This window comes from Microbacterium salitolerans (genome assembly GCF_019720895.1).
Classification (GTDB): Bacteria; Actinomycetota; Actinomycetes; order Actinomycetales; family Microbacteriaceae; genus Microbacterium.
Genome location: NZ_JAHKSH010000006.1, coordinates 113,967 through 138,174 on the forward strand (window position 1 = coordinate 113,967; position 24,208 = coordinate 138,174).

27 protein-coding genes are annotated in these 24,208 nt (G+C 70.4%); 11 read left to right on the forward strand and 16 right to left on the reverse strand.

What is annotated here, in order from left to right:
- Nucleotides 1–87 precede the first annotated feature (87 nt).
- Entirely contained in the window at nt 88–627 is a 540-nt protein-coding gene (locus tag KOL93_RS14560) for an MOSC domain-containing protein (protein ID WP_221586123.1), read from the forward strand.
- A gap of 123 nt (nt 628–750) precedes the next feature.
- Here KOL93_RS14560 and KOL93_RS14565 read toward each other — a convergent pair whose 3' ends face one another.
- From KOL93_RS14565 to KOL93_RS14600, 8 genes are all read right to left on the reverse strand, one after another.
- Nucleotides 751–2,760 carry a PTS fructose transporter subunit IIABC gene (locus tag KOL93_RS14565; protein ID WP_221586261.1) on the reverse strand — a complete coding sequence of 670 codons (2,010 nt, stop codon included), beginning with the start codon at nt 2,758–2,760 and terminating at the stop codon, nt 751–753.
- 27 nt (nt 2,761–2,787) lie between these two features.
- Nucleotides 2,788–3,738, reverse strand: coding sequence for a 1-phosphofructokinase family hexose kinase (locus tag KOL93_RS14570; RefSeq protein WP_221586124.1), 951 nt, complete (start codon nt 3,736–3,738; stop codon nt 2,788–2,790).
- A 66-nt stretch (nt 3,739–3,804) separates the two neighbouring features.
- Nucleotides 3,805–4,587, reverse strand: a complete 783-nt coding sequence (locus tag KOL93_RS14575; protein ID WP_221586125.1) for a DeoR/GlpR family DNA-binding transcription regulator — start codon at nt 4,585–4,587, stop codon at nt 3,805–3,807.
- 126 nt (nt 4,588–4,713) lie between these two features.
- Entirely contained in the window at nt 4,714–5,700 is a 987-nt protein-coding gene (gene ccsB, locus KOL93_RS14580) for a c-type cytochrome biogenesis protein CcsB (RefSeq protein ID WP_221586126.1), read from the reverse strand.
- Nucleotides 5,701–5,751: 51 nt separating this feature from the next.
- Nucleotides 5,752–7,422 carry a cytochrome c biogenesis protein ResB gene (resB, locus tag KOL93_RS14585; RefSeq protein ID WP_221586127.1) on the reverse strand — a complete coding sequence of 557 codons (1,671 nt, stop codon included), beginning with the start codon at nt 7,420–7,422 and terminating at the stop codon, nt 5,752–5,754.
- Complete coding sequence (locus KOL93_RS14590; RefSeq protein WP_221586128.1) at nt 7,403–8,152, reverse strand: cytochrome c biogenesis CcdA family protein; 750 nt, start codon at nt 8,150–8,152, stop codon at nt 7,403–7,405. Before KOL93_RS14590 ends, resB begins: the two co-directional genes overlap by 20 nt.
- Nucleotides 8,149–8,751, reverse strand: coding sequence for a TlpA family protein disulfide reductase (locus KOL93_RS14595; protein WP_221586129.1), 603 nt, complete (start codon nt 8,749–8,751; stop codon nt 8,149–8,151). The genes KOL93_RS14590 and KOL93_RS14595 overlap by 4 nt, the downstream gene beginning before the upstream one ends.
- A gap of 44 nt (nt 8,752–8,795) precedes the next feature.
- Complete coding sequence (locus KOL93_RS14600) at nt 8,796–9,179, reverse strand: DUF3054 domain-containing protein (protein ID WP_221586130.1); 384 nt, start codon at nt 9,177–9,179, stop codon at nt 8,796–8,798.
- 18 nt (nt 9,180–9,197) lie between these two features.
- Between KOL93_RS14600 and KOL93_RS14605 the strand changes: the two genes are divergently transcribed.
- Complete coding sequence (locus tag KOL93_RS14605) at nt 9,198–9,830, forward strand: histidine phosphatase family protein (protein ID WP_221586131.1); 633 nt, start codon at nt 9,198–9,200, stop codon at nt 9,828–9,830.
- 13 nt (nt 9,831–9,843) lie between these two features.
- Here KOL93_RS14605 and KOL93_RS14610 read toward each other — a convergent pair whose 3' ends face one another.
- Nucleotides 9,844–10,488 (reverse strand): DedA family protein, encoded by a 645-nt coding sequence (locus KOL93_RS14610; protein WP_221586133.1) that lies wholly within the window; start codon nt 10,486–10,488, stop codon nt 9,844–9,846.
- A 44-nt stretch (nt 10,489–10,532) separates the two neighbouring features.
- Nucleotides 10,533–11,495 carry a DUF368 domain-containing protein gene (locus tag KOL93_RS14615; RefSeq protein WP_221586134.1) on the reverse strand — a complete coding sequence of 321 codons (963 nt, stop codon included), beginning with the start codon at nt 11,493–11,495 and terminating at the stop codon, nt 10,533–10,535.
- A 163-nt stretch (nt 11,496–11,658) separates the two neighbouring features.
- Between KOL93_RS14615 and KOL93_RS14620 the strand changes: the two genes are divergently transcribed.
- The 6 genes from KOL93_RS14620 (at nt 11,659) to KOL93_RS14645 (ending at nt 18,597) form a co-directional block, all read left to right on the forward strand.
- Complete coding sequence (locus KOL93_RS14620; protein ID WP_221586135.1) at nt 11,659–13,311, forward strand: FUSC family protein; 1,653 nt, start codon at nt 11,659–11,661, stop codon at nt 13,309–13,311.
- The gene (locus KOL93_RS14625; protein ID WP_221586136.1) at nt 13,308–13,802 is read left to right on the forward strand and encodes a MarR family winged helix-turn-helix transcriptional regulator; all 495 of its coding nucleotides are present in this window, start codon (nt 13,308–13,310) and stop codon (nt 13,800–13,802) included. Before KOL93_RS14620 ends, KOL93_RS14625 begins: the two co-directional genes overlap by 4 nt.
- Nucleotides 13,803–13,893: 91 nt before the next feature.
- Complete coding sequence (locus KOL93_RS14630) at nt 13,894–15,054, forward strand: LCP family protein (RefSeq protein ID WP_221586138.1); 1,161 nt, start codon at nt 13,894–13,896, stop codon at nt 15,052–15,054.
- An 82-nt stretch (nt 15,055–15,136) separates the two neighbouring features.
- Nucleotides 15,137–16,918, forward strand: a complete 1,782-nt coding sequence (aspS, locus tag KOL93_RS14635) for an aspartate--tRNA ligase (RefSeq protein ID WP_221586139.1) — start codon at nt 15,137–15,139, stop codon at nt 16,916–16,918.
- A 153-nt stretch (nt 16,919–17,071) separates the two neighbouring features.
- The gene (locus KOL93_RS14640) at nt 17,072–18,463 is read left to right on the forward strand and encodes an OFA family MFS transporter (RefSeq protein ID WP_221586140.1); all 1,392 of its coding nucleotides are present in this window, start codon (nt 17,072–17,074) and stop codon (nt 18,461–18,463) included.
- Complete coding sequence (locus tag KOL93_RS14645; protein ID WP_221586142.1) at nt 18,460–18,597, forward strand: MFS transporter small subunit; 138 nt, start codon at nt 18,460–18,462, stop codon at nt 18,595–18,597. The genes KOL93_RS14640 and KOL93_RS14645 overlap by 4 nt, the downstream gene beginning before the upstream one ends.
- A gap of 56 nt (nt 18,598–18,653) precedes the next feature.
- Here KOL93_RS14645 and KOL93_RS14650 read toward each other — a convergent pair whose 3' ends face one another.
- The gene (locus tag KOL93_RS14650) at nt 18,654–18,953 is read right to left on the reverse strand and encodes a Dabb family protein (RefSeq protein WP_221586143.1); all 300 of its coding nucleotides are present in this window, start codon (nt 18,951–18,953) and stop codon (nt 18,654–18,656) included.
- A 71-nt stretch (nt 18,954–19,024) separates the two neighbouring features.
- On the opposite strand from KOL93_RS14650, the gene KOL93_RS14655 reads away from it, so the two are divergent.
- Entirely contained in the window at nt 19,025–19,183 is a 159-nt protein-coding gene (locus KOL93_RS14655) for a hypothetical protein (RefSeq protein ID WP_221586144.1), read from the forward strand.
- Here KOL93_RS14655 and KOL93_RS14660 read toward each other — a convergent pair whose 3' ends face one another.
- From KOL93_RS14660 to KOL93_RS14680, 5 genes are all read right to left on the reverse strand, one after another.
- Nucleotides 19,184–20,695, reverse strand: coding sequence for a molybdopterin-dependent oxidoreductase (locus tag KOL93_RS14660; RefSeq protein ID WP_221586145.1), 1,512 nt, complete (start codon nt 20,693–20,695; stop codon nt 19,184–19,186). It abuts the gene before it with no gap.
- Nucleotides 20,696–20,760: 65 nt separating this feature from the next.
- Nucleotides 20,761–20,994, reverse strand: coding sequence for a PLDc N-terminal domain-containing protein (locus tag KOL93_RS16395; protein WP_221586146.1), 234 nt, complete (start codon nt 20,992–20,994; stop codon nt 20,761–20,763).
- Nucleotides 20,991–21,242 (reverse strand): glutaredoxin family protein, encoded by a 252-nt coding sequence (locus KOL93_RS14670; RefSeq protein WP_221586147.1) that lies wholly within the window; start codon nt 21,240–21,242, stop codon nt 20,991–20,993. The genes KOL93_RS16395 and KOL93_RS14670 overlap by 4 nt, the downstream gene beginning before the upstream one ends.
- Nucleotides 21,239–21,529, reverse strand: a complete 291-nt coding sequence (locus KOL93_RS14675) for a rhodanese-like domain-containing protein (RefSeq protein ID WP_221586148.1) — start codon at nt 21,527–21,529, stop codon at nt 21,239–21,241. Before KOL93_RS14675 ends, KOL93_RS14670 begins: the two co-directional genes overlap by 4 nt.
- A gap of 292 nt (nt 21,530–21,821) precedes the next feature.
- On the reverse strand, nt 21,822–22,160 hold the full coding sequence (locus KOL93_RS14680) for a hypothetical protein (RefSeq protein WP_221586149.1): 339 nt from the start codon (nt 22,158–22,160) through the stop codon (nt 21,822–21,824).
- Between the two features lie 129 nt (nt 22,161–22,289).
- On the opposite strand from KOL93_RS14680, the gene KOL93_RS14685 reads away from it, so the two are divergent.
- The gene (locus tag KOL93_RS14685) at nt 22,290–22,979 is read left to right on the forward strand and encodes a response regulator transcription factor (protein WP_260406608.1); all 690 of its coding nucleotides are present in this window, start codon (nt 22,290–22,292) and stop codon (nt 22,977–22,979) included.
- A complete protein-coding gene (locus KOL93_RS14690; RefSeq protein WP_260406609.1) occupies nt 22,979–24,184 on the forward strand; it encodes a sensor histidine kinase in 1,206 nt (401 codons plus the stop codon). The genes KOL93_RS14685 and KOL93_RS14690 overlap by 1 nt, the downstream gene beginning before the upstream one ends.
- Nucleotides 24,185–24,208: the final 24 nt, after the last annotated feature.

Consider the following 24,208-nt stretch of genomic DNA (forward strand, 5'->3'; position numbering starts at 1 on the left):
CAGATCAGGCCGCTCGCTCCGCGACCTCAGGCGTGTTGCTCAGGGCAGGCCGGTCGGGGCCCCGATCTTTCGTGGAACGATGGCGACATGGCCCCTCGAGTCGTCGCCGTTCATTCCCACGCCTCGCACACCTTCAGCAAGCTGGCGCGTGAGTCGATCACTCTCCTCGAAGGGCTCGGTGTCGAGGGGGATGCACACTGCGGCGCGACCGTGCAGCACCGCTCGCGGGTCGCTGCAGACCCGTCACAGCCCAACCTGCGACAGGTGCACCTGATCCATGGAGAGCTGTTCGACGAGCTGCGCGAGAGCGGTCACGGCGTCGTACCCGGTGAACTCGGCGAGAACATCACCACTCGGGATATCGACCTACTGGCACTTCCCGTCGGCGCTCGACTGCACGTCGGCGACGCGGTGGTGACGATCACAGGCCTCCGCAACCCGTGCCAGCAGATCAACGATTTTCAATCGGGCCTGCTCAAGCGAGTGATCAAGACCGATGATGAGGGCCACGTCGTCCGACTCGCCGGGGTCATGGGCATCGTCTCCCGCGGCGGGCCCGTGGCCGCCGGAGACACGATCGACGTCGAGCTGCCGCCGACACCGCACTTTCCACTCACGCGCGTGTGATCGCGACCCAGAGGGATGGCGGCAGATGCAGAGAAGGGAAGCTGCAGGCGCGCCGCACCCACTCTCGTCGAGTCCGCTGCGATTCGCAGCGGACTCGACGAGAGCTGATGCACATCGGGGCGATCAGGCCGCGACGGCCTCGCGCTTCTTGGCCCCGATCGACTTGAGCAGCGACACCGCGACGCCCGTGACGATCGTTCCCGCGGCGAGGGCCACGAGGAAGCCCCAGAGGGGGCTGATCGCGAAGAACACGAACACTCCGCCGTGGGGCGCCTGCGACTGCACGAGGAACAGCATCGACAGGAATCCCGTCACCGCGCCCCCGAGCATCGACGCCGGGATCACGCGCAGCGGGTCGGCCGCCGCGAACGGGATCGCGCCCTCGGAGATGAACGACAGACCCATGAGCCAGGCGGCGACGCCGTTCTCGCGCTCGGCCGGCGAGAACCGGTCGCGAGCGAGCACCGTCGAGGCGAGCGCCATGCCGAGCGGGGGCACCATGCCGGCCGCCATCACCGCGGCCATGATGTAGTACGGCACGGGGTTGTCGAGCGAGGCGTCGCCGAGCGACGCGACGGCGAACGCATACGCGACCTTGTTGATCGGTCCGCCCAGATCGAAGCACATCATCAGCCCGAGGATGATGCCCACGACCGGCAGCAGGCCCGACTCCGCCAGGTTGTTGAGGCCGTCGGTCAGCAGGCTCATGAGCGCGGCGATGGGGGCGCCGAGGACGAGCAGCAGCAGACCGGACGCGAAGATCGACCCGAGCAGCGGGATGATCGCGACGGGCATGAGGCCGCGCAGCCAGCGCGGAACGCTGAGGCGTCCCAGCCACCAGGCCGCGAGGCCCGCCAGCAGACCGCCGACGATGCCGCCGAGGAAGCCGGCGTTCATGAGAAGAGCGATGGATCCGGCGACGAAGCCGGGCGCGATTCCGGGGCGGTCGGCGATCGCGAAGGCGATATAGCCCGCGAGCGCCGGGACGAGGAACGCCATCGACGCGCTTCCGATCGCGAATGCGAGGGCGCCGAGGTACTCCGAGAGCCCGCCGTCCGGCAGGTTCCACAGCGCGTTGCTCACGGCGATGTCGTTCGCGACCTCGTTGATCTCGAACCCGCCCAGCAGGAACCCGAGCGCCATCAGCAGACCACCGCCGGCGACGAACGGGATCATGTAGCTGACGCCCGTCATGAGGATCCGCTGGATCCGCTTGCCGACGCTCTCGTTCTGCGCGGACGACGGCGCGGACGCCGCGTCGGGGTCGCCGGACACCCGGGCGGCGGCGGGGTCCGTCGCCGCCTTCGCCGCGAGCTCCAGGAGCTCCTGCGGGTGCTCGATCCCGGCCTTGACGGAGCGGCGCACGACGGGCTTCCCTGCGAAGCGCTCCGGCTCGCGCACGTCGACGTCGACCGCGAAGATCACTGCGTCGGCGTCGTCGATCTGCTGCGCGTCGAACGGCGAGAACCCGCTCGAACCCTGCGGTTCGACGGCGAAGTCGACACCCGCCTCCCCCGCAGCCTTCGTGAGGGCGTCGGCGGCCATGTACGTGTGGGCGATGCCCGTCGCGCACGCCGTGACGGCGACGATCTTCGCGGGCCGGCCGTCGACCGTGATCCCCGCGTCGGACGCCGGCGCCGTGACGACCGGCTCGGGATCCGGCTCGGCAGCAGCTGCCGGCACCTCTCCGATGGCGCCGCGCACGAGGTCGACGACCTCGTCGGCGGATGTCGCGGCGCGCAGCGACGCGTTGAAGTCGTCGTCCATGAGGTGACGCGCGAGCTGCGACAGCACGGCGAGGTGCTCCTCGGCCGCCGTGTCGGGCGCCGCGATCATGAACACGATGTCGCTCGGCCCGTCGAAGGATCCGAAGTCGACCGGCGGGTTCAGCCGCGCGAACGCGAGCGACGCCTGCGAGACCGTGGCGGCCTGCGCGTGCGGGATCGCGATGCCGCCGGGCAGGCCGGTCGCATCCTTCTCTTCGCGCGCCCAGGCGGCCGCAAACAGCTCGTCTGCGTCGTTCGCGCGTCCTTCTGCGACGAACCTGGCGGACAGCGCCTGCAGCACCGACCGCTTGTCGGCGCCGAGCTCTTCGTCGAGGCTGACGAGAGCCGATGTGATGGTGGACATGATCGTGTGCCCTTTCTCGGACGGGATGGTTCAGGAGAGGTCGGTGAGGGAGATCTCGCCGGCCGGGAGATCAGCGGGTGCGGCGAGCTGCGTGCCGGGGAGCGCGGCCGTCGCGGATCCGTAGCGCACCGCGGCCTCGAGACGCTCGGCTACGGATCCGCCGGCGAGCGCCGCGTGCAGGTATCCGGCGAGCGAGCTGTCTCCCGCGCCGACCGTCGAGCGCACGCGGACGTCGGGCGGGATCGTCGCGTGCCACGCGCCGCCGGCGTCGACGAGCACGGCCCCGTCGCCGCCGAGCGTCACGAGCGCGGCCCCCACCTTCGCCGGCACGAGCGCACGGGCGATGTCGGCGACCGCGCGCTCGATCGCGACGCCCTCCGGCAGCGCGATGCCCGCCAGCTCCGCGAGCTCGAGCTCGTTCGGCTTGATGAGGTCGGGGCGCCCCGCGGCGACGACCGCGGCGAGCGCGGCGCCCGAGGTGTCCACGGCGACGGCCGGCGGGTTCTCGACACGCGAGCGCACGGCCCGGATGACCTCCACGTAGAAGTCGTCGGGGGCGCCGGGCGGGAGGGATCCGCTGAGTGCCAGCCACTCGGCGCCGTCCCGCATGCAGACCGAGACGACGGCGTCGATGAGCGTCTGAGCCGTCTGCGCATCGAGCGCGGGCCCCGGCAGATTGAGCTTGGTCGTCTCGCCCGACGGGTCGGTCACCGTGAGGTTCGCGCGCGCGTGGCCGGTGACGGGAACGGCGACGGTCGGCAGGTCGCTTCCGAGCACGCCCGCGAACGGGTCCGTGGGAGCGAGCGGCAGCACGCCGCGCACGTCGTCGCCGGAGCTGTGTAGCACACGCGCGACGTTGATGCCCTTGCCGCCCGCGTCCTCGCGCAGCGATTCGGCCTGCTGGACCTCGCCGACGACGAGCGGCGCGGCGAGCTGGACCGTGCGGTCGAGCGACGGATTCGCCGTGAGCGTGACGATCATGCGGGTGCACCTCCGAGTGCGAGAAGCCCGGTCATGGCGGGCGGGTGCGGCGACGGGGCCAGGCGGTCAGGGTCCACTCCACACCTCCACATCGTGACGAGCGAGAGCATCTGCCAGCGCGGGAGGCGGATCCGTGTCGGTGACGAGCACATCGATGTCAGCGAGTCCGGCGAATCGGTGGAGCGACTCGACGCCGAACTTGGCCGCGTCGACGAGCGCGATCACGCGCCGCGCCTGCCGCACCATCGCCTGTTTGACCGCCGCCTCCTCGGCGTCGGGCGTGCTGAGTCCGAATTCGTGCGACAGCCCGTTCGCTCCGATGAAGGCGACGTCAGGACGCATGCCCTCGATCACCCGCACCGTGTCGACGCCGACGGCCGCCCCGGTGACGGAGCGGACGCGCCCGCCGAGAGCAGTCAGGCCGAAGCCCTCGCGCCCCGCCAGTCCCGCCGCGTGCGCGACCGCGTTCGTCACGACCTCGGCGGATCCGCCGGCGAGCCTGCGGGCGAGCGGATCCACGAGCGCGCCCGTCGTCGTCCCCGCGTCGAGGAGAACGGACCCGTCGAAGCCCGCGGGGACAGCGGCGAGGGCGCGCTCGGCGATCGCCCGCTTCTCCGCACCCCTCTGCGCCTGGCGTTCCCCCACGCCCTCTTCCACGAGGCTCGCACGATCGGGCACGATGGCGCCGCCGTGCACGCGCCGCAGCTGGCCGCCCTCTTCCAGGGCCTGCAGGTCACGTCGCGCCGTCTCGGTGGTGATGTCGAATCGCGCGGCGAGGTCGCGCACCGACACGCGCCCTGCCTCACGCACGGCCCGTGCGATGAGGCCCTGCCGCTCCGCCTGATACATCTCGCCCTCCTTTGGACACGAGCGAGATTACAACATGAATCAACACGAAACAACACGTTCACAGAACCCAAGGCAGAAAGATGCCCCGGACGGCGCGCCGTCCGGGGCATCAGAGCACTGCCCGGGTCAGTCGATCCCGCTGTACGCGTGCAGCCCCTCGAAGAACATGTTGACGATCGTGAAGTTGAACAGCACCGCGACGAAGCCGACGATCGACAGCCAGGCCGATCGGGTGCCGCGCCAGCCGCGCGTCGCGCGCGCGTGGATGTACCCGGCGTAGAGCACCCAGATGATGAAGGTCCAGACTTCCTTCGTGTCGAAGCCCCAGTAGCGCCCCCACGCGTCCTGCGCCCAGATGGCGCCGGCGATGAGCGTGAAGGTCCAGAAGATGAAGCCGATGATCGCGAAGCGGTAGGCGAGCCCCTCCAGCGCCTCGGCCGACGGCAGGGTGCGCAGCACGCTCTTCTTCTCGGCGAGGGACTCGTCGTCGACGCTGCGGCGCTCCCGACGGGCCTGCAGCAGCTGGAGGACGCTGAGCGCGAAGGCGAGGGCCAGGAACGCCGTTGCGAGCGATGCGACGAACACGTGGATCACGAGCCACGCCGACTTCAGGGGATCCATCAGCGGCGTGATCTCGACGTAGATCGCGGGCAGCGCGGCGGCGCCGAGGAGGACCGCGACGAGGCCCGTCATGAACGCACCGAGGAAGCGCAGATCCTTCCAGAACAGCACCCCGAGGTAGACCGCCGTGAACAGCAGGGTGGCCGTCATCGCGAACTCGTACATGTTCGACCACGGCACACGGCCGGCGCCGATGCCGCGGAGCACGGTCGCGCCGAGATGGAGCAGGAAGGCGATCCACGTCAGCGTCGTGCCGACGCGGGCCATCATGCCCGCGGGTCGCCCGCCGGCCCCCGGCGTCGAGCGCTCCTCGACAGCGCCGGATCCGCCGCCCACGAGCTGCGCCGCGCGGTCCTTCGCCTTGACCGACGCCTCGGACCGCTGCGCGAGGTCGACTGCGTAGCAGATGAACGCGAGCACATACACCGCGATCGCGGTCCACAGCATGATGATGGACCAGGAGTCGTACATGAGGGCATCGGCGGCGGGCATGACGCCCATTCTAAGTTCTCCCGCCTGGCAGGGCCCTCCCTGCCCTCAGGCTCAGAGGTCCTTTCGGTGCCCCTCCGCCAGCTCGTCGACGGCGCGGCCGATCGCCGGGTCCTCGCCGCGCGCGAGACCGGCGTACTCGACGCGCATCCCGTCGCCCTCCGGCGTCACCTTGACCCACAGCCGACGACGCGGCACGAACAGCGCCGTCATGAGACCGACGAGGAGGAGGATCGCGAACGCGAGCACCCAGCCGGTCGACGCGTCGTGGTGCACCTGGAGCGACGCGAAGCGCTTGACCGACTCGGAGTAGCCGACCTCCTCCGGATCCGCGCCGTCCGGCGTCATATCCTCGAAGGTGACGGATCCGCGTCCGCCGGGCAGCTCGGCAGACTGCCCCGGCGACAGCTCGATGGAGTCGCGCCCCGTGTCGCCGCCCGTCAGCTGCTCCATCCCCGTCGGATCGAGGGTGTAGACCGAGCGCGGCGTGCCGTCGTCGATGCCGAGGTCGCCCTCGTAGGCGTTGAGCGTGAGCACGGGGTTGACGAGGTCGCCGAAGGCGGACGTGAACGCCCCCGACTCGAGCGGTGCCTGCGTCGGATAGAAGAAGCCGACGAAGCCCATCTGCTCTTCGAGCCCGTCGGGGATCTTGATGACGCCCAGCGAGGTCATGTTGCTGTCCTGCGGCAGGAACGGCACCGCCTCGCGGTAGACGACCTCGTCGTCGGCGTTGCGCACCGTCACCGTCGGCGCGTAGCCGTTGCCGAGCAGGTAGATCGCGTCGCCGTGGACGCGCAGCGGATGATTGACGCGCACGGCGCCCTCCTCCGTCGATCCGTCCGGCTCGCGGATCGTGACGTTCGCCGAGAAGTCGCCCGCCTGGCCGGATCCGGCCTCGCCCCACTCGACGTACGAGACATCGAACGAGTCGAGCGTCATGGCGTACGGGTCGAGGGCGTCGTCGGAGACCCAGCGGCCCTTGTTCATCGACGAGTAGTTGAGGAGCGAATTCACGAACGTGGTGCCCTCGGTGATGACGCTCTGCCCCGTGTAGGCGAACTGGCCGCCGAGTCCGACCGCGACGAGGATCCCCACGAGCGACGCGTGGAACACGAGGTTGCCCGTCTCGCGCAGGTAGCCGCGCTCTGCCGAGACGGAGAAGGATCCGCGGGAGTCGTAGCGCTCGACGCGGTAGCCCTGCTTCTTCAGGCGCTTCTCGGCGGCCTCGATCGCGCGCTCGGCGTCCGCGCCCTCGAGGGACTCGGCGCGGAAGTCGGCGAGGCGACTGAGGCGCGCGGGCGTGCGCGGCGGGCGTGAGCGGAGGGCCTTCAGGTGGTGCTTCGTGCGCGGCAGGATGCAGCCGATGAGCGAGACGAACAGCAGCAGGTAGATCGCCGAGAACCACGCCGACTGGTAGACGTCGAACAGCTGCAGTGCGTCGACGATCGGGAACAGGTCGGGGTTCTCGGTCTCCCACTGCGTGACGCCGTTCGGGTTTGCCATGCGCTGCGGGAAGATCGATCCCGGGATCGCGGCGATCGCGAGCAGCAGCAGCAGCACGAGCGCCGTGCGCATGCTCGTGAGCTGGCGCCATCCCCAGCGCAGCCATCCGACGACGCCGAGCTTCGGCTGCGCCACCTTCGGCGCCGCTGAATCGAAGTGGTCATCCGGGCGCTGGGGATCCGCGCTCGAATTCTGCGTGAGGTCAGAGCGGGAGTTCGACACCGCCGATCACCACCTGAAGTCGCGACATGAACATGGTCCACACGCCGGACACCATCGCGAGACCGAGGAGGATCAGCAGGGATCCTCCCACGATGTTGATGATGCGGATGTGGCGTCGGAAGAATGTGAGGGTGCGCGTCGCCCAGCCGAACCCGAGCGCGGCGAGGAGGAACGGGATCCCGAGGCCCAGCGAGTACGTGAGGCCGAGGAGCGCCGCCCGCCAGGGGTCGCCCGTGTTCCAGGACAGGCTCATGATGACGGCGAGCGTCGGGCCGATGCACGGCGCCCACCCGATGCCCATCGCGAGGCCGAGAAGCGGCGCGCCCACGAGCCCGAGGTTCGCGTTGAAGTTCGGCTTCACCTGGCGCTGCATGAACCGGAACAGGCCGAGGAAGACGAGCCCCATCAGGATGATGACTGCCCCGAGGACACGGGTGATGACGTCCTGGTACTGCTGGAAGAACAGCCCCAGTCCGCCGCTGAAGATGTTGACGGCCATGAACACGACCGTGAACCCGGCGACGAACAGCAGCACGCCGCCGACGAGCCGGCCGCGCGGGGCGTCCTGCGCGTCGCGCGCGTTCGGGGCGACGGATCCCGAGATGAAGCCGAGATAGCCGGGAACGAGCGGGAGCACGCACGGCGAGAGGAACGACAGCAGCCCCGCGAACAGGGCGATGGGGAGCGCGGCCCAGAGGGTGCCGGCTCCGACGATCTGCTCGACGGTCACGCGTTCTCTTCGAGGGTCTCGCGCACGAGCGTCGAGAGGATCGACGCACCCTCGAGCTGGCCGATGATGCGGGCCGCGACGCGCCCCTCGCGATCGAGCACGAGCGTCGTGGGCGTCGCCTGGATCGGCGTGACCGCGGCGAAGGCGAGCTTCACGGATCCGGTGTTGACGTCGATGACGCTCGGGTAGGTGATGCCGTGGTCGGTCGCGAACGAGCGGGCGGTGTCGGCCTGGTCGTACGTGTTGACGCCGACGAACTGCACGTCGTCGCCCTCGTACTCCTCCCACACCTGCTGCAGGTCGGGAGCCTCGGCGATGCACGGGCCGCATGCGGCGTACCAGAAGTTGACGACCGTGATGCCGCCCCTCGTGCCCTCGCTCGAGAGCGTCTCGCCGTGCTCGGACTCGCCCTCCCAGACGACGGGCTCGCCGCGTTCGTCTGCGGGGATCTCATCGACGCGGAAGTCGCCGGCGATGTAGCCCTTGTTGTCGCCCTCGAGGTATTGCTCGGCGACGGGGTCGTTGCTGCAGGCGGCCACGGAGGCGGCGAGCGCGGTCACGGCGAGCGCGGCGAGCGTGCGACGGAGGAGGGGGGACACCCGGCTAATTCTACGTGCCGTAGTAAGAGCAGGCTGAGCGCGGGTCAGGTGCGCGGACGCGCGCGGATCCGGGCGACGAGCGCCGCGATCGCCCGCCAGCCGATGAGGAGGGCCGCGAGCACGACCAGCGTGACGATGAGGAACGACCACGCGAAGCCTCCGCCGGTCGCGACGCGCAGCGCCATGCCGCCCGCGGCCGCAACGAACCAGATGAGGAGTCCCGTTCCGAGCCGCGCGGGGCGACGCCAGGCGCGCGCGACGAGCCAGCCGAGCAGCGCGCCGACGAGGAACGGCCAGGCCGTCTCGAGCAGGCCGAGCGCAGTGAATCCGCCGTGATGACTGCGCATGCCGATCGCGGCGAACGCCACGACAAGCGCGACGTCGATCGCGAGGGCGAGGATCCAGGGGAACGAGCGCGCAGGAGTCACGCCGGTAGCGTAGATGCCATGCCTGCCAGCCGCCTCCACCTCGTCCGCCACGGCGAGGTCCACAACCCCACCCGTGTGCTCTACGAGCGGATCGAGGGATTCGGCCTCAGCGACGCCGGGCGCGGGATGGCGCGGGCCGCGGCGGATCACGTCGCCGAGTCGGGACGGCAGGTGACGAGCCTCGTCTGCTCTCCCCTGCAGCGCGCGCAGGAGTCGGCCGAGCCGTTCGCGCAGCGGTTCGACCTCGAGCCCCTCGTCGACGAGCGGGTCGTCGAACCGTGGAATGCGTTCCGCGGCAAGCGCATGAGGCGCGCCGTCATGAACCCTCTCAACTGGCGACACCTCGTCGACCCCTCGAAGCCGAGCTGGGGGGAGCCGTTCGCGGAGATCGCCTACCGACTCCTCGAGGCCATGGAGGCGGCATGGGATGCGACGGACGACGGCGATGTCGTGATCGTGTCGCACCAGGCGCCCATCTGGCTCGCCCACCTCGCCATCGCGGGCCAGAAGCTCGCGCACTCCCCCACGACCCGGCGCTGCGCACTGTCGAGCGTCACGAGCTTCGAGCGCCCGGGCACCGGCCCGACCGGCTTCGCCGAGGTCGCCTACGCGGAGCCCGCGGGCACGGGCATCGACCTCGGCGCCGTGTAGCACCACCCGCTCATCAGGTCGAGCGGCGCCGAGCACGCACCCGGCCGACGACGAACCACAGCACCGCGATCACCACGGCGACGACCACGACGTTCTCGACGACGCCCATGTACTGCTCGACGACGGGCCACGCCTCGCCGAGCAGCCACCCGAGCACGATGAACGTCGTGTTCCAGATGAGGCTGCCGAGCACGGTGTAGAGGGAGAACCGCCAGACGGGCATGTGCACGACGCCTGCCGGGATCGAGATGAGACTGCGGAAGACGGGCAGGAACCGCCCGAAGAAGACGGCCTGACCGCCATGTCGCTCGAACCAGCCGACGGTGCGGTCGACGTCGTCGCCGCTCATGAGGGGGATCCGGTCGAACAGCCGGCGCAGCCGTTCGACGCCCACGATCGCACCCACGCCGTACAGCGCCAGAGCGCCCACAAGGGATCCGATCGTCGCGAACACGATCGCCTCGACGATCCCGAAGGAACCGCGGCTCGCAGCGAGCCCCGCGGCGGGGAGGATCGCCTCGCTGGGGATCGGCGGGAAGATGCTCTCGAGCGCGATCGCGAGGCCGACGCCGGCCGGGCCGATCGTGTCCATGAGAGAGACGACCCACGCCACGAGGGCGCTGAGCCAGGAGTCGTCGGACGGAGCCGCGTGCATCATCACCTGATGAGGTCTCGCGGCCATCGCGATCTGCGCGCCCGCCGTCACTCGGTCGGCTGCGCGCGCTTCACGACGAGGCGCTCGACGACGATGAGCGCGAGCACGACGAGCGCACCCACGACGGCGAGGACGATCGGCATCACAACGGGGTCGGTCGGCATCGTGAGGGCGCCATGGCCGTCCTCGCTGCCCTCGCCGCCCTGCCAGGGCCACAGCGCGCGCAGCGAGCCGAGCATGAGGCCCGCCATGATCAGCAGCGTGCCACGACGGTGGCGCTCGAGCATGACGGTCATGAACTTGACGACGGTGAAGAGCCCGAGGATCGCGCCCGCCCCGAAGACCGCGATGTAGCTGAGGACGCGATCGTCGACCGCCTGCAGCGTGGGCGCGTAGAGGCCGATGGCCAGGAGGAAGAAGGAACCGGACACGCCGGGCACGACGAGAGCGCAGACCGCGACGGCCGCGGCGACGAAGACGAACCAGTACGGCGGATCCGTCATCTCCTGGTTGCTCGCGAAGCCGACGAGGAAGAAGGCGACGGCGGCGGGAACGACGAACAGCAGGAGGTCGACCGCACCGGAGACCCCCGTGCGCGTGCCCTTCGGCAGCAGCTGGAACGGCACGATGAGGCTCGCGGCGACCAGACCGAAGAAGAGGCCGCGCGCGTTCTCGGGGTTGCTGGAGACGAGGTGCTCGACCGTGCCCGCGGCGAACAGCACCGCGACGGCCATGCCGACGAGGAGCGGGCCGACCAGCCACCAGTCGATCGCCGCCATCTGCCGTCGGAATCCCGACGCGCGGTTCGGCCCGAACACGAGCGTCTTGACGGCGACGCCGAGCTGGTGCGCGGCGCGCAGAGCGCGCTCGTAGATGCCGGTGACCAGGGCGACCGTGCCGCCCGAGACACCGGGGACGAGCTCGGCCATGCCGATGAGGAATCCGCGCAGCGCGTTGAGCGGGGTGTGCACGGCTCGGTGCGCCGGGACGTCGGCTGCGGCGTCGCTCATGTGGGTGGTCTCCCGGGGTGATGCAGATCCTGACGCGGAGCCGCGCCACCCGCAACCCTAATTCGCACCCCTGACAAACGAACGGTGGACATCCCCCGAAATGCCGTGGGGGGGGCACCTCGCAGAGATATTTCACTCATAAAACATCTCTATCCTGTTCGTCGTGCCCCGACGCCCCCTCACAGAAGCCATTCGCATCCGCCCGCGCTTCGAGATCCTTCCGACTCTGCGCAGCCAGCGCCTGCCGCACGACGTCTGGTTCGAACGCAGCACGAGCATCGTGATCGCCGGCGCCCTCCCGATCCTGGCTCTCGCCCTCCTCGGGCGGATCGACCTGGCGTCGTACACGCTCGTCGGGTCGATGACCGCGCTGTTCACGCACGGTCACCCCGCTCGCCAGCGGGCGCGGACCCTGGCTCTCTTCTCGCTCGCGGTGATCACCGGATCCGCCGTCTCGCTCGCCGCGGCCGCCGCGCTCGACAGCACGTACGCGCTCATCGCCGTCGCCTGCACCCTCGCCGCCGTCACGAAGGTCGCGATCGAAGCCTCACGCGTCGGGCCGCCCGGCGCCGTCATCCCGATCTTCCTGTTCTCCGGGCTGATGTTCGCCCCGCAGTCCTGGGCGGACGTCCCGCTCCACGTCGCGCTCGTCGCCGTCGGCGCCGCGACCGCGTGGGTCGTCGTCATGACGCCGTTCCTCTGGCGTCCCTGCGCCCCGGAGCGCCGGGCCGTCGCCACCGCGCTCGCTGCCGCCGCCGACCTGCACGACGATCCCGACGGACCACGTGCACAGGGCGCCCTCGCGGCGGCGATCCACGATGCCTGGAGCTGCCTCGGCGGGTCGGGCGCGGATCTCGACACGCGACGCGACCTCGAGTCGCACCTCGTCGCCGCCGAGCGCGTCCTCGCCGCACCCCGCGTGCGCGGAGACGCCGCGGAGGCACGTGCGCAGGCGCGCCAGCTGCGCAGGTCCTCCGGTCCCATCCCGCCCTCGCCGCTCACGGACGATGAGCGCGCGCAGATCGATGGCGTCCGGATCGCGGAGCACGCCGCGGCGCCCTTCGCCAGCCGGCACCCCATCCTCGCGGCCCTGCGACCCGGATCCGCGGCCACGCCGTTCTTCCTCCGCGTGCTCATCGGGTGCGCCCTCGCGGCCTCGCTCTCCCATCTGCTCGGAGTCGGACGCCCGTACTGGGCGATCGTCACCGCGGCGTCGCTCATCCAGCCGAACCTCCTGCTGACGTGGCGGCGAGCGCCGCAGCGCACCCTCGGCACCGTCGTCGGCGTCGGCGTCTTCGCCCTGCTGGCGCCGGTCGCCCACCTGCATCCGCTTCTTCTCGTCGCCCTCGTGCTCGCTCTCAACGGCATCGTCGAGTTCGTCCTGCCGCGCAACTACTTCCTCGGCCAGGCTCTCGTCACGCCGATGGCCCTGTTCATCAGCGAGTTCGCCGCGGTACAGCCTGTGGCGGAGCTCACGATCGATCGGCTGCTCGACACGGTGATCGGGGCTGCATGCGGTCTTCTCGCGGCATTCGCCATCCGCAACGGACACGCCCGCCGGCGCACGAAGGACCTCACCGAGGACCTCGCACGCCGAGCCAATGACGCGCGTGCGATCGCCGCCGCGTCACCGCGCGCTCCCGAGCGTGTCGAAGCGGCGCGGCGCGGGCTCGTCGCGGGGCTCGCGAGACTGCGGCAGGCCTTCCATCAGGCCGATGGCGAGTGGTGGGCGCACAGCGTCGACGAAGCGTCGGTGGTCGCCGTCGAGAGCCGTGCTCACCGCGCTCTCGCGGCGCTCGAGGAGGCTCCGCGATGACCGAACATCGAGACGCGGTCGACCGCGTCGTCGCACAGTGGCGCGATGTCGCCCCCGATCTCGATGCCTCCCCGATCGAGATCATCGGACGCGTGTCGCGCCTCGCCGCGATCTTCACGGAGGCGAGCGACGCGCTGGAGGACGCCGGCCTCACGCGTCACGAGTACGAGATGCTCTCCGCCCTGCGGCGCACCCCGCATCCGCTGACGGCGGGCGACCTCGCTCGCGAGACGAGCGCATCCGGCGCGGCCGTCACGCAGCGTCTGCGCCTGCTCGCCTCACACGGACTCATCGAGCGGCGCACCGACGCGCAGGACGCACGCGTGGCACGGATCCACCTCACCGACCGCGGACGCGAACTGCTCTCTCGCGTGATGCCGCAGCAGCTCGCACACGAGCGGGCCCTCCTCGAGGTCCTGCCCGCCGACGACCTCCGTCGCCTCGCCGACCTTCTCTCGACCCTGCTCGCCGGACTCGACGGGCGGCGATGATGGTCTCCGGCCGGCCCGGATTCCTGGAGAGTTCCGGCGAATCCGTCGGATGCGTTGAGATACCGGCGACACCGCGGTGGGCTGGTCGACTGTGACGACTCCCCCGGCTCAGCACTCCTCGACCGACCTGGCGCGCCTGCGTCGACGGCGCACCGTCGTGCTCGCACTGTTCGCGCTCCTCGCGACCGTCGCGATCCTCGCGACCATCGTCGTGGGCAAGCTGAACAGCAACCTCACGGTCGTCCAGCTCGAGCCCGACGAGGACATCGGGCCGGGCGCCGCCGCGGGCGCCCAGGTGCAGACGGATCCACTGAACATTCTCGTGCTGGGTTCCGATGGCCGCGACGCGGGCGACGGCGCGTACGGAGAAGACGACGGCACGCGCCGCAGCGACTCGATGATGCTCGTGCACGTCGCCGAGGGCAACGAGCGCATCGAGGCCGTGCAGATCCCGCGCGACACAGTGCTCGATCTCCCCGCGTGCACTGACCGCGGCTTCGGCGCGTTCTCCGGAGGACGCGGCATGATCAACGCGGCCTTCAACTTCGGCGAGGGCTGTTCCGTCGAGGCTGTCGAGGCGCTCACGGGCGTCGACGTCGATCATGTGGTGTCGATGAACTTCGACGGCTTCGCGACGGTCGTCGATGCGGTCGGCGGCATCGAGGTCTGCCTCGAGGAGCCGATCTCCGACGGACACTCGCTCCTCGACCTTCCCGCGGGGCAGCAGGAGCTCGGCGGCGAGGACGCCCTGGCGCTCGCCCGCGTGCGATATGTCATCGGCGACGGCAGCGACATCTCGCGTCTCGAGAACCAGCAGATGGTGATGTCGGCGATCGTCCAGCGCGCGACCGACCGCGAGGTGCTCTCGTCGCCGACGCGTCTCTATGCGCTCGTCGACGCGATCACGTCATCGCTCACGGTCGATGCGGGACTGTCCTCCGTCACGAAGCTCGCCGGGCTCGCCCTGCGTGTGAACGACGCTCCCGACGAGCGCATCACGTTCGTCACGATGCCGTGGCAGCCCGCCGCGGGAGACCCGAACCGCGTCGAGGCCTCGCCTGACGCCGACATCGTCTGGTCGGCCCTCGCCGCCGACGAGCCGATCGTCTTCGCAGAGCCGGAGGAGCCGGCCGACGATCCGGCCGACGCACCCGCTCCCGACGAGACGACGGCGCCGGCTCCCGCGCCGGCCGAGGAGCCCACGACGGTCGATGCGACCACCCGCACCGCGGCGGATCCCGTCTGCGGCTGAGCGCGCGCGTCCCGCGCAGGATCCGCGGAGCGCGGGACGCATAGAATCGACGCGTTCCCATTCACGATCAGGAGGATCCTCCGTGCTGCGCACACACACTGCCGGCTCCCTGCGAGCCGAGCACATCGGTCAGACCGTCACCCTCACGGGCTGGGTCGATCGTCGTCGCGATCACGGAGGAGTGGCCTTCATCGATCTGCGCGATGCCTCGGGCATCTCGCAGGTGGTCATCCGCGATGAGGAGATCGCGCACCCCCTGCGCAGCGAGTTCGTCCTCCAGGTGACCGGCGAGGTCTCGCAGCGTCCCGACGGCAACGCCAACGACAACCTGCCGACCGGCGAGATCGAGGTCATCGCGGCCGACGTCGTTGTGCTCAACGAGTCGGCTCCCCTGCCGTTCCAGGTGTCGACGGCGCTCGACGGCCAGGAGACGGTGGGCGAGGAGGCGCGTCTCAAGCACCGCTACCTCGACCTGCGCCGCCCCGCGCCCGCGAAGGCGATCCGCTTGCGTTCGAAGGCCAACCAGGCCGCGCGCGCCGTGCTCGACCAGCACGAGTTCGTCGAGATCGAGACGCCGACGCTCACCCGCTCGACGCCCGAGGGCGCCCGCGACTTCGTGGTGCCCGCGCGCCTCAGCCCCGGATCCTGGTACGCCCTCCCGCAGTCGCCGCAGCTCTTCAAGCAGCTGCTCATGGTCGGCGGCATGGAGCGCTACTACCAGCTCGCCCGCAGCTACCGCGACGAGGACTTCCGCGCCGACCGCCAGCCCGAGTTCACGCAGCTCGACATCGAGATGAGCTTCGTCGACCAGGAGGACGTCATCGCCCTCGGCGAGCAGCTCGTCTCCGCACTGTGGAAGCTCATCGATGTCGAGGTCCCGACCCCGATCCAGCGCATCACCTACGCCGACGCGATGCGCCTGTACGGATCCGACAAGCCGGATCTGCGCTTCGGGAACGAGATCGTCGAGCTCGCCGAGTACTTCGCCGAGACGCCATTCCGCGTGTTCCAGCAGGAGTATGTCGGATCCGTCGTCATGACGGGCGGCGCTTCGCTGCCCCGCCGCCAGTTCGACGCGTGGCAGGACTGGGCGAAGTCGCGCGGCGCGAAGGGCCTCGCCTACGTCACGTTCGCCGAAGACGGCACCCTCGCCGGGCCCGTCGCGAAGAACCTCTCCGACACCGAGCGCGAGGGCCTCGCCGCGGTCACGGGCGCACAGCCCGGCGACGCGGTGTTCTTCGCCGCCGGAAAGACGAGCGAGGCGCGCGCGCTGCTCGGCGCCGCCCGCGTCGAGATCGCCCACCGCACGGGCCAGGTCGACGCCGACGAGTTCGCGTTCTGCTGGGTCGTCGACGCCCCGATGTTCGAGCCGGCCGCGTCGGCCGTCGCATCGGGCGACGTCGCCGTCGGCGCCGGTGCGTGGACGGCCGTGCACCACGCGTTCACGGGCCCCAAGCCCGAGTTCGAGGACACGTTCGACACGGATCCCGGATCCGCCCTGGCCTACGCATACGACATCGTCTGCAACGGCGTCGAGCTCGGCGGCGGCTCAATCCGCATCCACCGCGAGGACATCCAGAAGCGCGTCTTCGCGGTCATGGGCCTCGACGAGGCGGAGGCCGATGAGAAGTTCGGCTTCCTGCTCGAGGCGTTCAAGTTCGGCGCCCCGCCCCACGGCGGCATCGCGCTCGGCTGGGACCGCGTGCTGCAGCTGCTGACGAAGACCGACTCGATCCGGGAGGTCATCGCCTTCCCGAAGACGGGCAACGGGTTCGACCCCCTGACGGCGGCTCCGGCCCCCATCACTCCCGAGCAGCGCGCCGAAGCCGGCGTCGACTACGAGCCCGACGAGGACGACGCGTAAGTCCCCCTCGCCCGAGTGCCCCGCGGATCAGATCCGCGGGGCACTTCGCGTTGCGGGCGCGACCCGCACCTCTTGCGGTCACTCTCTCCAGATCAATACGGTCAGAGGGATCACGCCCGCATCCCGCGGTGCGAGGACAGGGAGGTCCTAGACGTGTCATTCCTCGACCGGCAGCATACGATCGCTCCGCCCGGGTACAGCCGCTGGCTCATCCCGCCCGCCGCTCTCGCCATCCACCTCTGCATCGGCCAGGTCTACGCGACCAGCGTCTACAAGAACTCCCTCGTCGAGCACTTCGACGCGTCGCTCACGGCGATCGGCGTGATCTTCTCGATCGCGATCGTGATGCTCGGCATCTCGGCCGCAGTCCTCGGCACGTGGGTCGAGCGCGTCGGTCCGCGCAAAGCGATGTTCACGTCGGCCTGCTTCTGGGCGTCGGGGTTCCTCGTCGGTGCGCTCGGGATCGCGACGACCCAGCTCTGGCTCGTCTACATCGGGTACGGCATCCTGGGCGGAATCGGTCTCGGCATCGGCTACATCTCCCCCGTGTCGACGCTCATCAAGTGGTTCCCCGACCGCCCCGGCCTCGCGACAGGCATGGCGATCATGGGGTTCGGCGGCGGCGCGCTCGTGGCGTCCCCCGTCTCCCGTCAGCTCATGGCCCTCTACGACCCCGCGTACGACCCCGGTGACTCCGGATCCATCGCCTCCGGATCCGCGGTCGCGATGCTGTTCGCGACGCTCGGAGTCGTGTACTTCCTCGTGATGATGCTCGGGGTCTTCAACGTGCGCACCCCCGCGCCGGGCTGGAAGCCGGCGCACTGGGATCCGAGCACGGTCGCGGCGAAGCCCCTCGTCACGACGGCGAACGTCTCGGCCGCCAACGCCGTGAAGACGCCACAGTTCTGGTTGCTGTGGATCGTGCTGTTCTGCAACGTGACGGCCGGGATCGGGATCCTCGAGCAGGCGAGCCCGATGATCCAGGACTTCTTCCGCGAGGGCGACACGTCGCTGGTGGTCGGCTCGACGGCGGCGGGCTTCGTCGCACTGCTGTCGCTGTTCAATATGGCCGGCCGATTCGTGTGGTCGTCGACGAGCGACTACATCGGCCGCAAGCCGATCTACATGATCTACCTCGGCGGCGGCATCGTGCTCTACCTGCTCCTGTCGACCATCGGCGCATCGAGCACGCTGCTGTTCGTCCTCATCGCCGCGATCATCCTGTCGTTCTACGGCGGCGGGTTCGCGACCATCCCCGCATACCTGCGCGATCTGTTCGGCACCTACCAGGTCGGCGCGATCCACGGCCGACTCCTCACCGCCTGGTCGGCCGCCGGCATCGCGGGACCGCTCATCGTCAACGGGTTCCTCGACGCGCAGGGCACGCCGGGCGAGCTCGTCGCCGCCGACTACCGGCCCGCGCTGTTCACGATGGTGGGCCTCCTCGCGGTCGGCTTCGTCGCCAACCTGCTCGTGCGCCCGGTCGCCGCGCGATTCCACGAGCCCGCGGGCCCCGCGGCCGAGAAACAGGAGGTATCGAAGTGAACGACCAGAACGCACCCTCGTCGTCGTCCTCGCAGACCCTGCGGATCATCGTGTCCTGGGCCGTCGTCGGGGTGCCGCTCGTCTACGCGCTCGTCCAGACCGTGATCTCGGTGACGCCGCTCTTCGCCGGCTGACGCGCACGGAACGTGCCCGCGGATCCGCAGGATCCGCGGGCACGTCGCCGTGACGCCTACAGCTCGATGTCGATGGCGGCGCGGCGCGACTTGAAGGTGCCGATGAACGTCGACACCTCGAGGTGCGCGGGGTGGGTCGCGTAGCCCTCGAGCGCCGCCGCGTCGTCGAGATCTGCGATGAGCGTGAAGTCGTAGTTGCCGTCGAGATCGACGACGTTCGCCCCCACCGTCATCGCGCGCAGGCCCGGCACGACTCCGACGAGCTTCTCGAGACGCACCGCGGCCTCGGTGATCTTGGCGTTGCGGTCCTCAGCGTTGTCGGCATCGACGTCGAACATCACGATATGACGGATCATGTGCGCTCCTTTGCGGATCAGGGGATCCTGTCATCGTACGGATCATTCGGATCCGGCGAGGAGGGAATCGCATGGCGACGCTCAGTGGGCGCACGAAGGTGACGATCAGCCTCATCCCGCTTGCCGCGTGGGTCGTGTTCCTCGGCGTGCTGATCGGAATCCAGAGCCAGCACGAGGGTACGCAGATGTGCGAATTCGGCCCCGACGGCGGACGCTGCGTGACCGAGTGATCACATCGCCGTGACGCGGCGCGAGTGGTGTCCGGTCGCGCCGTCAGGCGCGGGCGGGGCGACGTCGGCCGTCTGCGTCTCGCCGCGGCGGCTCAGCGCCCGGCACGTGATCGTGTGCTCGCCGGGGTCGAGCGAGACCGGCAGCGACCACTGCACCCAGGTGTCGTCGGAGATCGCCGGGGCGAGGGTCGCGCGCTGCCAGGATCCGCCATCGACGCGCACCTCGACGCCGCCCACGCCCACGTGCTGCTGCCACGCGACGCCCGCGACGACCGTCTCGCCCGCCGCGACCTCCGTTGCGCGCGGCACGTCGATGCGCGACTGCAGCTTGATGGGGCCGCGCGCCGACCAACCGCGGTCCGTCCAGTACGCCCGGGAGCGGTCGAAGCGCGTGACCTCGAGATCCACGACCCACTTCGTCGCCGACACGTAGCCGTAGAGTCCCGGGACGACCATGCGCACGGGGAAGCCGTGCTCGAGCGGCAGCGGCTCGCCGTTCATGCCGACGGCGAGGATCGCGTGGCGCTCGTCGGTCAGCGCCTCGAGCGGCGTTCCCGCTGTGAAGCCGTCGTGCGACGACGACAGCACCATGTCGGCCTCCGGCAGCGGCCCGGCCTCGGCGAGCAGCTCGCGGATCGGATACCCGAGCCAGACGGCGTTTCCGATGAGGTCGCCGCCGACCTGATTCGACACGCACGCGAGCGTGGTGACGGACTCCTCCAGCGGCAGGGCGAGCAGCTCGCCCCAGGTGAGCGTGATCTCGCGCTCGACGAGACCGTGGATCCGGAGGCTCCAGTCGGCGGGGTCGATCTCGGGCACGACGAGCGCCGTGTCGATGCGATAGAAGTCGCGGTTCGGGGTGATGACGGGATCCAGGCCCTCGATGCCGAGCTCGGCGCCCTCGGGCACCTCGGCCGCGGTGCGCGCGCTCGGCAGGCGGATGGCGGCGCGGATCGCGTTGACCGTGCTCTCCGCCACGCGCCCGGCCGTCGACCACGCCGCCGCCCCGACGCCGACGGCGGCCCCGGCGATGCTCGCGATGAGGAACCCGCGCCGCGACAGCCCCTCGTCCTGCTCCGAGGTGCGTCGGCGGACGAGGAGACGCACGCCGACCGCGCCGATCGCGCCCGCGAGAAGCGACGGCACCACGGCGAGGGGATCCGCATTCGCCCGCGTCAGCGCCGCGGCCGCTCCCGCGACCCCGAGGAGGCCGGCGAGGACGGCGCCCCACGGCGGCCGGACCCGCTCGACGAGGCCCGCGACGGCGGCGACGCCGAGCATGACGGCACCGATGAGGACGAGCAGCGCGATCTTGTCCGCGGTGCCGAACCACGCGATCGCGAGATCCTTCGCCCACGTCGGCGCGAGGTCGATGAGCACCTGGCCGATCGACGCGAACGGGCTCGATCGCGGTGCGATCATGACCGCGACGAGTTCGCCGACGCCGGCACCCGCGACAGCCGATGCGATGCCGGCCCACGCGGCCGCTCTGCGCCCGATCCTCTGCTCCATGCCCCTGACGTTAGGCCGCGGGAGCCGAGGCCGACAGAGTTCTTACGAGAGCGAAAGGATCCGTGTCAGCGACGCGCCGCCGTCGCCGCCTTCCGCCGGTCCGAGGAGAACCAGAGGAAGGGGCCAAGCAGCGGGAGCGCGACGACGAGGACGAACCATCCGAGGAACGCGAGCCCACGGTCGAACCGCGTGCGGACGAGCGAGACGAGCGCCAGGATCGTGACGCCGAGCACGACGACGGCGGCCCCCGACCAGATGAGGTCGATGGCGGTCGGCACGAGCGGATTCGTATCCGTCACGTGAGCGCCTGCCGCAGGCGGTCGGGTGAGATGCGCCAGTGCCCGAGGAGCTCGCCGTCGATCAGGACGACGGGGATCTTCTCCCACCACTTCTCATAGAGCACGGCGTCGTCGAGGATCGACCGCTCCGTCACCTCGACGTGGTCGGCGATGTCGTCGGGAAGGTCAGCGAGCGTCTGATCGACGACCTCGCGCGCGACGTCGCAGAGGTGGCAGTCGGGCTTGCCGATGAGGGTGAGGTCGGTCACCGCTCGACCTCGTAGCCCGCCTCGATCCACGCGTCGGTGCCGCCGGACACGTTCGTCGCGTCATACCCGTGGGGCTCGAGCGCGGTGGCCGCCTGTGCCGAGCGCCCGCCCAGCTTGCAGATGACGTCGAACTCGTGCGGAAGCTCTGCGAGCCGCGCGCCCAGCTGCGAGAGGGGGATGTTGACGGCGCCGGGCACGCGCCCCTGGGCGAACTCCCACTCCTCTCGCACGTCGATGAGAGGGGTGTTCTCGCGCGCCTTGAGGTCGGCGACCGTGATCTCCTGCATGAGTCCATTGTCTCGCAGCCGACCGGCCCCTGGCGCGGCGCGCCTCACCGACACAACGCAGTCAATCCGCCCCGCCCGACGCCGCTGGCCCAGGGAACCACGCGGATCCGGTCCACCCTGCCGCCCACATCGACTGCATTGTGTGGGAGCGGCACATCTCGCAGCACCGCCGCTCAGCAACGACCCAGCGCAACACAACGCAGTCGATTCGCGCCGCCGACGCCACCGGACGCGCGGAATCCCGCGGCCCCGACGCGTCCGACCGACGAATCGACTGCATCGTGTTGGAGGCTCACATCTCGCAGTCGTCAGCCTTGGCCTCGTCATCCATCGGCTCCTCGGACATCTCGTCGTCCATGCTCTCGTCGTCCATGCCCTCGGATTCCATGTCGTCGGACTCCATCGAATCCTCCGAGTCCATGGGCTCCTCGGACGCCATCGCCTCCTCCGACGGGCACTCCATCGGGTCCTCGGACATGTCCTCCTCCATGGGCTCCTCCGTCATCTGCTCCATGGGGGTCTCCACCGGCTCCTCCATGTCGTCACCGGCTCCCGCTCCCGTCCCGCATCCCGCGAGAACGAGGGCGAGCCCGACGAAGGCGGAGGCTGAGAGTGCTGCTGTGCGGGTCATGATGTCCTCTCCTGTCGCGGCTCTCGCGACGTGTCTTCGACGCAATCACCCGAGCGCGGCGCGCACCCCACTTCTTTCAGGTCCGTAAGGGATCCCCTCTGCCGCCCGCCGTGCGCCTATCGTCGAGCCATGGACAGCGCACCGCGGGTGATGGTCGTCGAAGACGACGCGACCGTGCGCACGGTGGTCGGCGACTACCTGCGCGCGGCGGGGCTCGCGGTCTCGCTCTACGGCGACGGGCTCGCGGCGCAGAAGGCGCTCGACGAGGCCTTCCCCGATCTGCTCGTCGTCGACCGCATGCTCCCCGGCGTCAGCGGCGACGACCTCTGCCGCGCGGTGCGGGCCGCATCCGACATCCCGATCCTCATGCTCACGGCGCTCGGATCCGTGGAGCAGCGCATCGAGGGCCTCGAACACGGCGCCGACGACTACCTGCCGAAGCCGTTCGCGATGCGCGAGCTGCAGCTGCGTGCGCAGGCGCTCCTCCGGCGGCGGCAGGCGGCGGATCCCGTGGCCGTGTTCCAAGCGGGGCGGTTCCGCGTCGATCCCGCTCACCGCCGCGCATGGATCGAGGGGCGTGAGATCGCGCTGACGACGCGCGAATACGAGCTGCTCCTGCACCTGGCCCGCCACCCCGACGAGGAGCTCACGCGCGACGATCTGCTGCGCGCCGTCTGGGGGTGGGACGTCGGCGACGGATCCACCGTGACAGTTCACGTGCGCCGCCTGCGCGAGAAGATCGAGCCGGACCCGCGGTTCCCGATCTATCTGCGCACGGAGTGGGGGCGCGGCTACCGCTTCACGCCGGAGGGGTCCTGATGGACATCATGATGCTCGGGGCGCTCGACATCGCGCTCATCGTCGCGACGACGCTCCTGGCGACGGCGCTCGTGATGGGGCTCACGCTGTTGGCCCTGCGGAGGAACAGGCGCCGCTCGATCGCATCGCAGTTCGCCTTGGTCGTCGCGGGGGCCGTGCTGTCGATCGTGGCGGCCACAGCGGCCGTCATGGTCGAGATGTACGTCTCGCCGCACGACCTCTCCGTGTTCCTCTGGGTCGTGGGCGTCTCGGCTCTCGTCAGCCTCTCGGCCGCCTGGCTCATCATCCGGCGCATGACACGCACGTCCACCGACGCGCTCATCGCCTCGGCGCAGCAGGTCGGAGAAGGGGCCGTCGTCGAGGCCGATCGGCCGGGATGGCGCGAATTCGACGACGTCTCCGCGCAGCTCGCCGAGACGAGCGAGAAGCTCGCGGCGGCTCGCGATGAGATCGCGAAGCTCGACGGCGCGCGACGCCAGTTCCTCGCCTGGATCTCGCACGACCTGCGCACGCCGCTCGCCGGGATCCGCGCCCTCGCCGATGCCTGGGAGGACGGCTTCGCGACCGAGCCCGCGGCGACGGCGGAGCTGATCCGCGGCCGGGTCGACACCCTCGACCGCATGGTCGACGACCTCTTCCGCCTGTCGAAGCTCGAGACCGGGACGCTCACCCTGCGCCCCGAGCTCGTGCCCCTGCTCGATGTCGTCTCCGACGCCGTCGCCGACGTCCAGGAGATCGCGACCTCGCGCCGGATCCGCATCGTGCCGGCAGGGATCGATGGGCACATGCTGTGGGCGGACCCGCGCGAGCTCAGCCGCGCGATCGGCAACCTGCTCGCGAACGCCGTGCGACACGCGCCGGCCGACACCGAGATCGTGATCGACGCCGCGAGCCGCGAGCCGACTCCTGAGACCGCGGATCCGCTGCCCGTCTCGGAGCCGAGCCGCCAGCGACCCTCCGCGGGCGTGAGCGACAGCCTCGTCATCAGCGTGATGGATCACGGATCCGGCGTCGCCAGCGAGGATCTCGGGCGGATCTTCGACGTCGGCTGGCGCGCATCCGGATCCCGCGACACCGAGGACGCCGGGGCCGGGCTCGGCCTCGCGATCGTCCGCGGAATCGTCGAGGCGCACGGCGGGGAGGTCGGCGCCGACAACCTCGACGACGGATTCGTCGTCACGCTCGCGCTGCCCGCGGAGCGCTGACCCCGCGACCCGCCCTGCGCCGCC

Coding starts and splice junctions, on each gene's coding strand:
- KOL93_RS14560 (WP_221586123.1), top strand. CDS start 88: ATGGCCCCTCGAGTCGTCGCCGTTCATTCCCACGCCTCGCACACCTTC.
- KOL93_RS14570 (WP_221586124.1), bottom strand. CDS start 3,738: ATGATCGTCACGCTCACGGCGAATCCGTCGCTCGACCGCACGGTCCAG.
- KOL93_RS14575 (WP_221586125.1), bottom strand. CDS start 4,587: ATGTATCAGGCGGAGCGGCAGGGCCTCATCGCACGGGCCGTGCGTGAG.
- ccsB (WP_221586126.1), bottom strand. CDS start 5,700: ATGCCCGCCGCCGATGCCCTCATGTACGACTCCTGGTCCATCATCATG.
- KOL93_RS14605 (WP_221586131.1), top strand. CDS start 9,198: ATGCCTGCCAGCCGCCTCCACCTCGTCCGCCACGGCGAGGTCCACAAC.
- KOL93_RS14610 (WP_221586133.1), bottom strand. CDS start 10,488: ATGATGCACGCGGCTCCGTCCGACGACTCCTGGCTCAGCGCCCTCGTG.
- KOL93_RS14615 (WP_221586134.1), bottom strand. CDS start 11,495: ATGAGCGACGCCGCAGCCGACGTCCCGGCGCACCGAGCCGTGCACACC.
- KOL93_RS14625 (WP_221586136.1), top strand. CDS start 13,308: ATGACCGAACATCGAGACGCGGTCGACCGCGTCGTCGCACAGTGGCGC.
- KOL93_RS14650 (WP_221586143.1), bottom strand. CDS start 18,953: ATGATCCGTCATATCGTGATGTTCGACGTCGATGCCGACAACGCTGAG.
- KOL93_RS14655 (WP_221586144.1), top strand. CDS start 19,025: ATGGCGACGCTCAGTGGGCGCACGAAGGTGACGATCAGCCTCATCCCG.
- KOL93_RS14660 (WP_221586145.1), bottom strand. CDS start 20,695: ATGGAGCAGAGGATCGGGCGCAGAGCGGCCGCGTGGGCCGGCATCGCA.
- KOL93_RS14675 (WP_221586148.1), bottom strand. CDS start 21,529: ATGCAGGAGATCACGGTCGCCGACCTCAAGGCGCGCGAGAACACCCCT.
- KOL93_RS14680 (WP_221586149.1), bottom strand. CDS start 22,160: ATGACCCGCACAGCAGCACTCTCAGCCTCCGCCTTCGTCGGGCTCGCC.
- KOL93_RS14685 (WP_260406608.1), top strand. CDS start 22,290: ATGGACAGCGCACCGCGGGTGATGGTCGTCGAAGACGACGCGACCGTG.
- KOL93_RS14690 (WP_260406609.1), top strand. CDS start 22,979: ATGGACATCATGATGCTCGGGGCGCTCGACATCGCGCTCATCGTCGCG.